The following is a 13,271-nucleotide window of genomic DNA, read 5'->3' as shown; positions in this document are numbered from 1 at the left end:
ATGATTAGTTTAATACATTTTAGATGAAAAAAATTGTCTTCGTCTTTGTTCTATTGGCCAGCGTGATGGTTTCGGCACAAAAGAACATTTATGAGAACACCAAGTTTGACGAGCTTACCGAGGACCATGAAATATTGGCCATCATTCCATTTATTGCACACCTTGAACTAAAACAAACGGTTGACCATGACGAATTGAAAGTCTTGGCCAAAAAAGAAGGGTATGCCGTTCAAAATGCATTGGAAACCTATTTTGCCCGTCGCAAAAAGAGGAAAAAATTCAATGTGGACTTTCAGAACATCCACAACACCAATGCCATCTTGGCCCAAAACGGAATAGACTACAACAACATTGACACGTATACTACCCAAGAACTTTGTAAGCTATTGGAAGTGGATGGTATCATCAGTGGCAACTTGAACCTGAACATTTTGCTTTCCGAAGGAGTTCCTACCGACTTCAGTTTTATGGATTATTTCAGTGGAGATGCCAATTACGGTAGAATCGGACTCAAGATCAGTGATGGCAATACCGGTAAGCTTCTTTGGAAATACGAAAACGGCATCACCAAAAAGACAGGCAAGAACACCAACGAACTCATTGATAGAATGATGAGGACGGCTTCACGTAAATTCCCTTACGACAAGGAAAAGAAAAAGAAGAACAAGGACTGATCAGGAATTGGCGTATTCCTTTAACACTTGTACCGTATAATCCAATTCTTCCTTGGTATTGTACATGGAAAACGAGAACCGCAAAGAAGGTTTATCCATTTCTTCCGGTGATAAAATCTCAGCCAGTACATGGGATCCCTGATCACTTCCTGATTGGCAAGCACTTCCTTTGGAACAGGCAATTCCTTTCATATCCAAATGAAAAAGCAGCATCAAACCTTTTTGTTTGTCAAAAGGCAATCTGACATTGGCCAAAGTATAGGTACTTTTATCCAGGTCGCCAGACAAACCGTTAAAAATGGCTCCGGGAATTTCCTGTTGTACCTTTTCAACAAAATAGCGTTTCAGCTCCTTAACGGTATTGGTCTCTTCTTCCAAATGCTCATAGGCCTTCACAAAAGATTCTTCCAAACCAACAATGTTGTGGAAAGGCTCCGTTCCGGCCCTAAATCCCCTTTCTTGGGCACCACCAACGATCAAGGGTTTCAAACCTGAATTTTTCTTGATAAAGGCAAAACCGATACCCTTTGGGCCGTGGAACTTGTGGGCGGCAGCCGTCATAAAATCGATATGCACCGATTGCACATCCCAAGGATAGTGCCCAATGGATTGCACTGTATCGGAATGGAACAATGCTCCATATTGCTGGCAAAGTTTCCCGACAGCGGCAATATCTGTAATGTTCCCGATCTCATTGTTCACATGCATTAAACTGACCAACTTCTTGGAACCGTCTTTTTGTAAAAGGGTTTCCAAATGACCCATATCCGGGTTACCATCGGCATCAAGATCAACATACCAAACCGCAATTCCGTATTCCTTTTCCAATTCTTCCACCGTATGCAACACGGCATGGTGCTCAATTTTGGAAGTGATAATGGTCTGCACCCCCAAATCCCTCACTGCACAACGCAGAATCATGTTGTCGGCTTCCGTTCCACCAGAAGTAAAAATGATCTCCGAAGGTTGGGCATTCAAGGTTTTGGCAATGGTTTTCCTAGCTTGTTCCACCGCGGTTTTTGCAGTCCGCCCAAAACTATGTGTAGAAGATGGGTTGCCATAATGTACAGCCAGGGCCTCTTGCATCCTTGAAATCACCTCATCCCTTACCTGCGTAGTCGCCGCATTGTCCAGGTATACTTTTTGCATGGTCAAGTCGTCAAATTTAACGGTGCAAAAATACGGGAAATAAAGTTAATTTCCTTTAAAGTCAACCTTACGATTGGGCCAATCAAATGGAATTGCTTTAAATTTGGAGCATGGGAAAATATTTCTTTTTGGCCTTGTGCGCTTTGGCCCTTTTTTCTTGCAGTGATGGTGACCTTCAGATAGAGACCATCGATTTCGATAGTGTTTCACTCCAGTATTGTTCCGCCCCTGTTGCGACCACCAAGAACGTTTTGTTCAAGATCAATGGTACCGAAGCCCTTATCCTGGAATTACAAAGTGGCGTTTTGAACAAAGGGGTGGTAGGCGACACGATTGTTACGCAAAGTACGGTTTCCAGCCAATCCCAGGTGACCTATCGGATTTTCAATGACGATGTGGACAATGATTATTTCTGTGATGATATTCCAACCGCTGACCCTGTGGTCCTAGAAGAAGTTGAGGCTGAAGACGGATTGGTCATTATTGAAACATATGCAGATACGGATGGGACCAACTTTGTGCACAACATCAGTTTGAGCGGCATCTCCTTTGTGACCGGTAATGGCGAAAGAATCACCAATTTGACCATTAGCGAATTTGGGGAAGTAACCACCGCTATTCCTTAGGGATTATTCTGGAAAATATAGACTTCCGTGGCTCCCAGACCATATTTTTGGTAGTCGGCATCGTAGTATTTTAGGTTATCGTACTTATTGAAAAGATACTGCAACTCGTCCTTTAGGACACCTTCGCCCACTCCATGGATAAAGACCACTTTTTGGATACGCTTTTGGATGGCAAAGTCCAATTGTCGCTTGGCGGTTTCCATTTGTATGTTGAGCATATCAAAATTGGTTAGTCCCCTGGTGGATTTCACCAAATGATGAATGTGCAGGTCTACTTCCATTTTGGGTAGGTTACGCTCCTTGGGTTTGATGTTGGACGTCTTTCTTCTTTTCGGAATCTCCTTTTCTTCCTTGATTTGGGAAACTTCAAAATTGGAGACCGAAATTTTACCGTGAACCTTCACCAAGTCCTTGACATGGTATTTCATTGGGAAACCGTCTTTTGTGATCAACGTCACCATATCGCCATCAACGTCTTGCACGACGCCTTTTATGGCCTCATCCAGCACCTCTACTCTATCTCCTATTGAAAATTTGCCCATATCCCTTAATTGGTCAAAAAAATGACCACAAAGTTAAACCAGTAAACAAAAATAATAGTATTTTTCGCCTATTACTGACTAAGATGCCATTACAACCAACCATATTCGCCCTCAGTTTGAAGGATTATATGTTGCCCTGCCTTAACAAACAATTGTTCGGGTTGGACTGTCCAGGTTGTGGTATGCAGCGCTCGGTAGATCTTTTGTTTCACGGGGAATTTTTGGCCGCTTTCCAAATGTATCCTGCCATTTATCCCATCATCATGTTGCTCTTTTTTTTGAGCACCACCTTTTTCGTGAAACTCAAATATGCGCAACAAATAAAAATGGTTCTGATGCTACTTGTAGCAGGGACCATCATTGTCAGCTATATCCTAAAAATGAATAACCTTTTTAATTAAAACTTTAAATTATGGAACAACAAAAACTTCCAAATGCTACCCTGATAATGGTCTTCGGCATTATCTCGATCGTAACCTGCTGTTGTTATGGGGTACTTGGTTTAATCTTCGGTGTGATTGCATTGGTCTTGGCCAACAAGGCTATGAAACTCCACGCCGAAAACCCTGATATGTATGAAGGCTTATCAACCGTAAAAACTGGCAGGATCTTGGCCATCATTGGTATTGTTTTGAACATTTTAACCATTGCATACATGATTTGGGCCGTTTCCTTCTTTGGATGGGAAACCTTACAAGATCCACAAAGAATGCAAGAAATTCTTGAACAATATCAACAATAGAAATATATGAGCCAACAACCCTTACCCGGGGCAAGTACCGTGCTGACCATGGGAATCATTTCCATAGTCGGCACCTTGGTATGTTGCGGTCCCTTCGGTGTTATTTTTAGCATCATCGCCTTAGTGAAAGCGAAGACCGCCAATCAATTATACTTACAAAGTCCGGAAAGTTATACGGATTACAGCAACGTAAAAACAGGGAAGATTCTAGCCTATATCGGTTTGGCCTTGGCCTTGGTCTACTTAGTGCTGTTTATCCTTTATTTTGGATTTATCATTGCCATGATTACGGCAGGTGAGTGGAGTGGCAACTATTAGTTTGCCACTTCACTTATAAATTTGAGTCGGTACAATCGGAGTTCCTCATCGTCATAGCTGCCATCAAATTCCTCAATGGCCTTTGATATGGAATCCGAATCGGCTTCCAAAAAGTAGTCGTGGATTTCTTCTTGCTGGTCCTCATCCAAAATTTCATCGATCCAGTAACCAATGTTCAATTTGGTTCCACTGAAAACGATCTGTTCCATTTCCTTGATGAGTTCAGAAAGCTCCAATCCCTTGGCAGAGGCAATATCATCCAACGCCAATTTTCTGTCAATACTTTGGATGACGTATAATTTCAGGGCCGAATTGGCGCCTGTACTTTTTACCACAAGATCATCCGGTCTGATGATATCGTTCTCCTCTACATATTTGGCAATGAGATCAATGAATGGCTTTCCGTATTTCTTGGCCTTACCCTCACCTACTCCTTGAATGTTCAAAAGCTCATCCATGGTGATCGGATATTTCAGGGACATATCTTCCAACGAAGGATCTTGGAAAACCACAAAAGGTGGCACTTCCCTTTTTCTGGCCTCATTTTTACGGAGGTCTTTCAACAATTTCAACAAGTTGTCGTCCGCTGACATTCCAACAGCCTTACCCATCTGGTTGGCGGCATCGGTGGTTTCCTCGGTATAAATATGATCCTTGGTCATCATGAACGACTCCGGATTTTCTAGGTACTGATCCCCCGCATCGGTCAAATGCAAAATGCCGTAGCGTTCTATTTCCTTTTTGAGCAACCCCGCAACAAGCACTTGTCGCACCAAGGCCATCCAGTACAATTTGTCCTTTTCGGCCCCGATTCCAAAAAACTCCTTTTCATCGGTCTTATGAGAGGATATCATCGCATTGGTCTTACCCACCAAAATCCTGACGATTTCCTTGGTCTTGAATTTTTCCTTGGTATCCCGAACTACGCTGAGCAGTTTTACCACTTCGTTCTTGGCCTCTTCCTTCGGTTTCGGGTTTCTGGAATTGTCGTCCATATCGGCTCCTTCGCCATTTACCTCATCAAATTCTTCCCCAAAATAATGGAGGATGAATTTTCTTCGTGACATGGATGTTTCGGCATAGGCCACAATTTCCTGCAAAAGGGCATTACCTATTTCTTGTTCTGCCACGGGTTTACCGGACATGAACTTTTCCAGCTTTTCAACATCTTTATAGGAATAGAAGGCCAAACAATGTCCTTCACCGCCATCACGGCCGGCACGACCGGTTTCCTGATAATAGCTTTCTATACTTTTTGGAATATCGTGATGGATGACAAAGCGGACATCCGGTTTATCGATTCCCATACCAAAAGCAATGGTAGCAATCACCACATCCACCTCTTCCATCAGGAACATGTCCTGATATTTGGCCCTAGTCTTGGCATCAAATCCGGCATGGTACGGAACGGCACTCACGCCATTCACCTGTAAAACCTGTGCAAGTTCCTCTACCCGTTTTCTGCTCAAACAATATATGATACCCGATTTGCCTTGGTTCTGTTTTACAAATCGGATGATATCGGCATCTACATTCTGGGTCTTGGGCCGTACTTCATAATAGAGGTTGGGCCTGTTAAACGAAGCCTTGTACACCAAGGCATCGCTCATCCCTAAATTTTTAATGATATCTTCCTGTACTTTTGGCGTGGCCGTTGCGGTTAGACCAATGATAGGAATTCCTTCTCCCAATCGGTTGATGATACCCTTGAGGTTTCGGTATTCCGGTCTAAAGTCATGTCCCCATTCCGAGATGCAATGCGCTTCGTCCACCGCAACAAAGGAAAGTTTCACGCTTCTCAAAAAATCCACATACTCTTCCTTGGTCAGGGATTCCGGTGCTACGTACAACAATTTGGTAATCCCGCTGGATATATCCTCCATCACCTGTTTCACCTCGGTCTTGGTGAGCGAGGAATTCAGCACGTGCGCTATGCCATTCTGTTCGGAAATGCCTCTTATGGCATCAACTTGGTTTTTCATCAGGGCAATCAAAGGGGAAACCACAATGGCAGTACCTTCCTTCATAATGGCAGGCAACTGGTAGCACAGGGATTTTCCACCCCCAGTGGGCATGATTACAAAAGTATCTTTGTCGTCCAGTACGTTCTGGATCACATCTTCTTGGAGCCCCTTAAATTTTGAGAAACCAAAATATTTTTTGAGTGAGGAATGCAAATCGGTATTGGTTAGGCTCATTTCCGCATTTTTCAATTAATAACAAGCAACCTGAAAGGCCATTGAAACAATCATTTTAATCAATCTTCAAAAGTAGGAAGTATTCTATCTCCCATAATGGTCTGTAAAAGATAGTTTGATTAGTTTTGTAATCTTAAAGATAAGATATTCTTTTAGGAATACAATTAGATAATCCGTTATTTACTTTGAGCGACATTCAGTCAATTTTATCCATCGCAAAGCGGACACTTGAAATTGAAAGCAAGGCAATCTCCAATTTGATCGAACTGCTTGATGACCAGTTCGCCCATGCCGTACAATTCATTTTAGAATCGCAGGGAAGAGTGGTGGTTTCCGGGGTAGGAAAGAGTGCCATTGTGGCTTCCAAAATTGTGGCCACCCTCAATTCTACTGGCACTCCCGCCATTTTTATGCATGCTGCGGATGCCATTCACGGCGACTTGGGCACCATTCAGGAGAATGATGTGGTCATATGCCTTTCCAAAAGTGGGAATACGCCCGAGATCAAAGCTTTGCTTCCCCTCATCAAAATAGGGAAGAACAAACTTATCGGCATTACTGGTAACATGGATTCCGTTTTGGCGAAACAAGCCGATTTTGTCCTGAACACCTTTGTGGAAAAAGAAGCCTGCCCGAACAATCTTGCCCCAACAACGAGTACTTCGGCCCAAATGGCCATGGGAGATGCCCTCGCCATTTGCCTTTTGGAACTCAAAGGATTCAGCAGTGCCGATTTTGCAAAGTATCATCCTGGGGGAGCCTTGGGCAAAAAGCTGTATTTACGGGTGGCCGATATTGTGGTGAACAACGAAAAACCACAAGTGGACATCAACACCAGTGTAAAGGAAGTGATCGTTGAAATATCTTCCAAAATGTTGGGGGTCACCGCCGTGATGGAAAATAACGAGGTAGTGGGCATTGTAACGGATGGTGACATTCGGCGAATGCTCAGCAAATATGACAATATCAGTGGACTAACCGCCAAGGACATCATGACTTCCAACCCAAAATCAGTGGATGTGGAGACTTTGGCCATCAATGCCTTGAAACTGCTCCAAGAAAAGAGCATTTCACAGCTATTGGCTTTTGATGGCGACACCTACGCGGGCGTGGTCCATATCCATAACCTTATAAACGAGGGAATCCTATAATGGCAAAAACACAGAAAAAAAATCCGGATGAGATGTCCTTTTTGGACCATTTGGAAGAATTACGCTGGCATTTGATACGCTCCACCCTGGCGGTGGTCATCATTGCCTGCTTCGCATTTATTTTTAAGGGGTTCATTTTTGACACCATCCTATTTGGTCCCAAGAATATGGATTTCCCAACCTACAAGTTCTTTTGTAACATCGCCACCTTTTTTGGGGTAACATCGGAATTTTGTAGTGAATCCTTGCCCTTCACCATTCAGAGTAGATTGATGGCCGGGCAATTTTCTGCCCACATCTGGACATCCATTTGGGCGGGTGTGATCATTGGCTTCCCCTATATTCTATATGAGTTGTGGAGATTTATCAGTCCTGGACTTTATGAAAAAGAGCGCAAGCACTCCAGAGGATTTATCCTTACGGCTTCCGCCTTGTTCTTTTTGGGTGTGCTCTTCGGATATTATGTAGTGGCCCCATTGTCCATCAACTTTTTGGGATCTTATCAGGTCAGTAAAGAAGTTTTGAACGAGATCGACCTAGCCTCTTATGTATCAACCGTTAGGGCCTCGGTCATTGCTTGTGGGATCATGTTCGAGCTCCCGATAGTCATCTATTTCTTGACCAAGGTTGGTTTGGTAACCCCAGAATTCTTGAAGAAGTACAGAAAGATTGCATTGGTGATCGTTTTGATCCTATCTGCCATCATCACCCCTCCAGATATTACCAGTCAAATCGTTGTGGCCATTCCAGTACTTATTTTGTACCAGATCAGTATCTACATTTCTGCCTGGGTAGTGAGAAGAGAGAAGAAAAAAGAAAAAGCACAGAAAAATGCCAAATAAAGTAGAAGAGTTCAATGCCTATCGTTCCAAAATGAACGAAAAGTTGTTGGCCGACAACAACAAGTTGATCAAACGCATCTTTAATCTGGACACCAACGCTTATATGGCCGGCGCCCTGGATGTTAAGACAAAGGAACTTTTGGGATTGGTCGCCTCTGCGGTTCTGCGTTGCGACGATTGTGTAAAATACCATTTGGAAAGCTCCAAAAAAGCTGGCGCCAACAAGGAAGAAGTAATGGAAACTCTTGGTATTGCCACTTTGGTGGGTGGTACCATTGTTGTCCCACACTTGCGCAGGGCCTATGAATTTTGGGAAGATCTAGAAGCAACCGATGCTTAAAAAAAACCAAAAGACACCATCCCAGAAGAAGAATATGTTTAGTTTTGGCACGTTCCTATGAAGCTACGCGCAGAAAATATCATGAAGGCCTACCGTGGCCGAAAAGTTGTTAGGGGTATTTCCCTTGAAGTGAATCAAGGTGAAATCGTAGGGCTTTTGGGTCCTAACGGTGCCGGTAAGACCACTTCGTTCTATATGATTGTAGGCTTAATAAAGCCGAATGGCGGCAACATTTACCTGGATAGTACTGACATCACCGCTTTTCCCATGTACAAGAGGGCGCAGCACGGAATCGGCTATTTGGCGCAAGAAGCTTCCGTATTTCGAAAACTGAGCATTGAGAAAAATATCCTGAGCGTACTACAACTCACCAATTTGAGCAAAAAGGAGCAACACATGAAAATGGAGTCGCTCATTGATGAATTTGGTTTGGGACATATCCGTAAAAACCGTGGCGACTTGCTTTCAGGAGGGGAACGCCGACGTACTGAAATCGCCAGGGCCTTGGCTACTGACCCAAAATTCATTTTGTTAGATGAACCCTTTGCCGGGGTGGATCCCGTTGCTGTAGAGGATATCCAGCGTATCGTAGCCCAATTGAAGAACAAGAACATCGGTATTTTGATCACCGACCACAATGTTCAGGAAACCTTGGCCATTACGGAACGTTCTTACCTCATGTTTGAAGGTGGCATTCTAAAAGCAGGTGTTCCAGAGGAATTGGCAGTGGACGAAATGGTCCGAAAGGTATATTTGGGTCAGAACTTCGAGCTTAGAAAAAAGAAACTCGATTTCTAGATTTACTTTCCGGAAGGCGTCAACAACGAGGCCAGAATATAGAACACAATGATCAAGGGGATGGCCAAAAACCTCAGGGTCAACAACATCACCAAGCTCCCTATCAAGAACAAATAGCGTATTCCATTATCCTTAAAACTCCAATTTTTGAATTTTAAGGCAAAAAGTTCAATTGGTGAATTCAACAAATAGGCACTAAAAATCGTTAACCCAATCAAAAACCAGGGATTGAGGATGATTCCGTTGAGCACTTCATTGTTGTGGTACAATAAGATCAAGGGCAACGAAATGATCAAAAGTGTGTTGGCCGGTGTGGGCAAGCCCACAAATGACGAAACCTGATTTTCATCCACATTGAATTTGGCCAAACGATAGGCAGACGCCAAGGTGATCACAAATCCCAAAAATGGCATTACGGAGAGTTCCATATCGTGACCGAAGCCGAGGTTCCACCCTCCTCTTTCGGCCATATTCAGCAATTGATACATGAAAATTCCGGGTACCAAACCACTGGTGATCACATCAGCAAGGGAATCCAGTTGCACCCCAATTTCGCTTTGCACATTTAGGGCTCGTGCCGCTAAACCATCAAAAAAGTCAAAGAATATCCCTATAAAAACAAACAACGCTGCCCACTCCAAATGGTTCAATACCGCAAAAACCGTAGCAATGCAACCACTAAAAACATTCAAAAGCGTTAAAAAGTTGGGAATATAGGACTTCATATGTATTGATTTCCGTAAAAATAAGGGAAAAATCAAACTGTTACGGAATCCTATTTCTTGGAGCCGTAATTATTCTGATATTTGCGCTGATGAAATTCGGAATGAAACCAAAATCCCTATTGCTGATCTTGTTCCTTTTGGTAGGGAAGACCTTGTTTTCCCAAGTTCCAGAACTTTCCGAAAAATCCCAGATCAGTTTATTGACCTGTGCCGCCGGTGATGAAGTCTATACCGCTTTTGGCCACAGCGCATTTCGGGTGCAGGATTCTGTTTTGGGGATTGATGTGGTCTATAATTATGGAACTTTTGACTTCAACAAGCCCAATTTCTATCTCAATTTTGCTAAAGGGCGCTTGATCTATTCCCTTTCCCGAAGCACTTTTGACAATTTTTTGTACTCCTATGAACTGGAAAAAAGATGGATCAAGGAACAGATTTTGGACCTGACTTTGGAACAGCGCAATCAAATGCTGCAATTTTTAGAGAACAACTATCTCCCACAAAACCGGGATTACCTGTACGATCCATTGCTGAACAATTGTTCCAGCATTACAGGTACCATTTTAAAGGACCAGTTTGGGGACAAAGTTGTATTTGATGGCTCTTATCTGGATAAACAATATACCTTCAGGCAGTTGGTACGCCAATACCTAAGTGTTAATACTTGGTCCATGTTCGGTATTGACCTGGCATTTGGGTCTCCAGTGGATCGCAAGGCAACCGTTCAGGAACATATGTTCATGCCGTACTACGCTATGGAACAGATCAAGCGCACCACCTTGGATGGCAAACCCATCATGAAACGGGAACGCACCGTACTGGATTATGATGAACACATGCGCCAATCGTTCTTTCCGTTGACACCCTTGTTTTGGTTCATGCTTTTGTTGGCTTTTACCGGGGTAATTACCTATTTTGATTATCGCCACCAAACCAGAAGTCGTTGGCTGGACTTTTCTTTACTATTGATCACCGGGCTTATAGGCACCGTTCTGTTTCTCCTTTGGGTGGCCACTGACCATACCTCAACACCAAGAAATTATAACGTACTTTGGGCCTTCCCGTTGAATATGGTGGTAGCCTTTGTATTTGCCTTTCAGGAAAAATTGCCCGAATGGTCATCCAAATTTTTTTGGACCGCTTTAGGTTTGATCGGGTTGATGTTACTTCTATGGATATTCAAGTTGCAGATTTTTTCACCCGTGCTTATTCCCTTACTTTTGACCCTGGCAATCCGATACGTGTACCTCATCAGGTATTCCAAGTTGTAAGCTTGAAGATTTTATAGCATCCCATGAATTTATTGACGGTAGAAAACATATCGAAATCCTATGGGGAACTGGTTTTGTTCTCCGATATTTCTTTTGGCATCAACAAAGACCAAAAAATAGCGCTCATTGCCAAAAATGGTAGTGGTAAGACATCGATATTGAACATTATGTCCGGTAAGGACACCTCGGAAACGGGCCAAGTGAATGTTAGAAAAGGAATCAAGATTTCCTATTTGGAACAAGAACCCAATTTGGACCCTAATCTCACCGTTGAAGAAACCATTTTCGCTACCGACAACGAGATTTTAAAAATCATTGCAGCCTACGAAAAGGCCGTTGAAAATCCTGATGATGCAGAGCGCTATCAAAAAGCGTTTGAGGCCATGGAACGTCATCAAGCTTGGGATTTTGAAACGCAGTACAAGCAAATCCTCTTCAAACTGCAATTGACAAAACTCGATGCCAAGGTATCGTCATTGTCAGGTGGTCAGAAAAAACGGTTGGCCCTGGCAAATGCTCTTCTCAACAAGCCCGACCTTCTTATTTTGGACGAGCCCACCAACCACTTGGACCTTGAAATGATCGAGTGGCTGGAAGCCTATTTTGCCAAGGAAAATATTACACTTTTCATGGTTACCCACGACCGATATTTCCTGGACCGGGTCTGTAACGAAATCATTGAATTGGACAACAACCAACTCTATACCTACAAGGGCAATTACTCCTACTACCTGAATGAAAAAGAGGGTCGTATGGAACGGGAAGCCGTGGAACAGCAAAAGTCCAAAATGCTCTACAAAAAGGAGTTGGAATGGATCAGAAGGCAACCTAAGGCCAGGACGACAAAATCCAAATCTCGGATCGACGATTTTAACGAGATCAAGCAAAGGGCCCATCAACGCAGAAAGGAGCATGAGGTACAACTGGAGCTCAACATGGAACGCTTGGGCAGCAAAATTTTGGAACTCCATAACATCTCCAAATCGTATGGGGACAAAGTGATCCTGAACAAGTTCGATTATAATTTCACCAAAGGGGAACGCATTGGGATTATCGGGCAAAACGGTACCGGCAAATCTACCTTTTTGAACATCATCACCCAACAGGAAAAAGTGGATGGTGGAAAAGTGGTGGTTGGTGATACGCTTAAATTTGGTTACTACACCCAAAAAGGGATTCCGGATAAGGAAGGCCAAAAAGTGATCGATGTGATCCGAGAATTTGGGGATTACATTCCCTTGCAAAAAGGAAGACAGATCTCCGCACAGCAACTTTTGGAGCGTTTTCTCTTCGACAGAAAAAAGCAATACGACTTTGTTGAAAAATTGAGTGGCGGTGAGCGCAAACGCCTTTATCTGTGTACGGTACTCATTCAAAACCCCAATTTTTTAATCCTGGATGAGCCCACCAACGATCTGGATATCGTGACCCTCAATGTGCTGGAAAACTTTCTGTTGGACTTTCCGGGTTGCTTGATCGTGGTTTCGCACGACCGCTATTTTATGGACAAGATTGTGGATCACCTATTTGTTTTCAGGGGAAATGGGATTATTGAGGATTTTCCGGGCAACTATACCGATTACCGCGTTTACGACAGTAGCAAGGTTGAGGAAGAAAGGGAAAACAAGTCCACCGTTGTAGAGAAACAGGAAAAAAACTGGCGGGATACCAGTGGCGGCAAACTTTCGTACAACGAGCAAAAAGAGTACAAGCAATTGGAAAAGGACATCCAAAAACTTGAAGAACAAAAAGAGACGCTGCAGCACCGCTTTACCGACCCTGACTTAACAGGCGATCAAATCAATCAATTGTCGGTGCAACTTAAGGAGGTTTCGGATGCCATCGAGACCAAAACGGAACGCTGGTTTGAGCTTTCCTCAATTCTTGAAGGGTAA

The 13,271-nt window shown here is 43.3% G+C and carries 15 protein-coding genes; 11 read left to right on the top strand and 4 right to left on the bottom strand.

Annotation, left to right across the window (positions count from 1 at the left end; all coding sequences use genetic code 11):
- Positions 1 to 23: 23 nt before the first annotated feature.
- Positions 24 to 674, top strand: coding sequence for a hypothetical protein (locus tag LKX84_RS02145; protein ID WP_228235474.1), 651 nt, complete (start codon positions 24 to 26; stop codon positions 672 to 674).
- On the opposite strand, the gene LKX84_RS02140 is transcribed toward LKX84_RS02145, so the two are convergent.
- A complete protein-coding gene (locus LKX84_RS02140) occupies positions 675 to 1,823 on the bottom strand; it encodes a cysteine desulfurase family protein (protein WP_228235473.1) in 1,149 nt (382 codons plus the stop codon).
- 110 nt (positions 1,824 to 1,933) lie between these two features.
- On the opposite strand from LKX84_RS02140, the gene LKX84_RS02135 reads away from it, so the two are divergent.
- Positions 1,934 to 2,449: a hypothetical protein gene (locus tag LKX84_RS02135; RefSeq protein ID WP_228235472.1), complete on the top strand. Its 516-nt coding sequence runs from the start codon at positions 1,934 to 1,936 to the stop codon at positions 2,447 to 2,449.
- On the opposite strand, the gene LKX84_RS02130 is transcribed toward LKX84_RS02135, so the two are convergent.
- A complete protein-coding gene (locus LKX84_RS02130; RefSeq protein ID WP_228235471.1) occupies positions 2,446 to 2,991 on the bottom strand; it encodes a Smr/MutS family protein in 546 nt (181 codons plus the stop codon). The two genes, LKX84_RS02135 and LKX84_RS02130, sit on opposite strands and share 4 nt — an antisense overlap.
- 83 nt (positions 2,992 to 3,074) lie before the next feature.
- Between LKX84_RS02130 and LKX84_RS02125 the strand changes: the two genes are divergently transcribed.
- From LKX84_RS02125 to LKX84_RS02115, 3 genes are read left to right on the top strand one after another with little or no spacing between them, the layout of a single operon-like run.
- Positions 3,075 to 3,392, top strand: a complete 318-nt coding sequence (locus LKX84_RS02125; protein ID WP_228235470.1) for a DUF2752 domain-containing protein — start codon at positions 3,075 to 3,077, stop codon at positions 3,390 to 3,392.
- A gap of 11 nt (positions 3,393 to 3,403) precedes the next feature.
- Positions 3,404 to 3,733: a CCC motif membrane protein gene (locus tag LKX84_RS02120; RefSeq protein WP_228235469.1), complete on the top strand. Its 330-nt coding sequence runs from the start codon at positions 3,404 to 3,406 to the stop codon at positions 3,731 to 3,733.
- Positions 3,734 to 3,739: 6 nt separating this feature from the next.
- Positions 3,740 to 4,051: a CCC motif membrane protein gene (locus tag LKX84_RS02115; protein WP_228235468.1), complete on the top strand. Its 312-nt coding sequence runs from the start codon at positions 3,740 to 3,742 to the stop codon at positions 4,049 to 4,051.
- Here LKX84_RS02115 and recQ read toward each other — a convergent pair.
- Positions 4,048 to 6,249, bottom strand: a complete 2,202-nt coding sequence (recQ, locus tag LKX84_RS02110) for a DNA helicase RecQ (protein ID WP_228235467.1) — start codon at positions 6,247 to 6,249, stop codon at positions 4,048 to 4,050. The two genes, LKX84_RS02115 and recQ, sit on opposite strands and share 4 nt — an antisense overlap.
- Before the next feature lie 185 nt (positions 6,250 to 6,434).
- Here recQ and LKX84_RS02105 point away from each other — a divergent pair, with 185 nt between their 5' ends.
- From LKX84_RS02105 to lptB, 4 genes are read left to right on the top strand one after another with little or no spacing between them, the layout of a single operon-like run.
- Positions 6,435 to 7,400, top strand: coding sequence for an SIS domain-containing protein (locus LKX84_RS02105; RefSeq protein ID WP_228235466.1), 966 nt, complete (start codon positions 6,435 to 6,437; stop codon positions 7,398 to 7,400).
- Entirely contained in the window at positions 7,400 to 8,242 is an 843-nt protein-coding gene (gene tatC, locus LKX84_RS02100) for a twin-arginine translocase subunit TatC (protein ID WP_228235465.1), read from the top strand. Before LKX84_RS02105 ends, tatC begins: the two co-directional genes overlap by 1 nt.
- Entirely contained in the window at positions 8,232 to 8,582 is a 351-nt protein-coding gene (locus tag LKX84_RS02095; protein ID WP_163635871.1) for a carboxymuconolactone decarboxylase family protein, read from the top strand. The genes tatC and LKX84_RS02095 overlap by 11 nt, the downstream gene beginning before the upstream one ends.
- Positions 8,583 to 8,639: 57 nt before the next feature.
- The gene (gene lptB, locus LKX84_RS02090) at positions 8,640 to 9,380 is read left to right on the top strand and encodes an LPS export ABC transporter ATP-binding protein (protein WP_228235464.1); all 741 of its coding nucleotides are present in this window, start codon (positions 8,640 to 8,642) and stop codon (positions 9,378 to 9,380) included.
- A 2-nt stretch (positions 9,381 to 9,382) separates the two neighbouring features.
- On the opposite strand, the gene LKX84_RS02085 is transcribed toward lptB, so the two are convergent.
- Positions 9,383 to 10,105 (bottom strand): CDP-alcohol phosphatidyltransferase family protein, encoded by a 723-nt coding sequence (locus tag LKX84_RS02085; RefSeq protein ID WP_228235463.1) that lies wholly within the window; start codon positions 10,103 to 10,105, stop codon positions 9,383 to 9,385.
- 89 nt (positions 10,106 to 10,194) lie between these two features.
- Here LKX84_RS02085 and LKX84_RS02080 point away from each other — a divergent pair, with 89 nt between their 5' ends.
- Complete coding sequence (locus LKX84_RS02080; protein ID WP_228235462.1) at positions 10,195 to 11,376, top strand: DUF4105 domain-containing protein; 1,182 nt, start codon at positions 10,195 to 10,197, stop codon at positions 11,374 to 11,376.
- Positions 11,377 to 11,399: 23 nt separating this feature from the next.
- Entirely contained in the window at positions 11,400 to 13,271 is a 1,872-nt protein-coding gene (locus LKX84_RS02075; protein WP_228235461.1) for an ABC-F family ATP-binding cassette domain-containing protein, read from the top strand.

This window comes from Allomuricauda sp. M10 (assembly GCF_020782875.1).
In the GTDB taxonomy this organism is placed as follows: Bacteria; Bacteroidota; Bacteroidia; order Flavobacteriales; family Flavobacteriaceae; genus Flagellimonas.
This window is presented reverse-complemented; position numbering and strand designations above follow the sequence as displayed.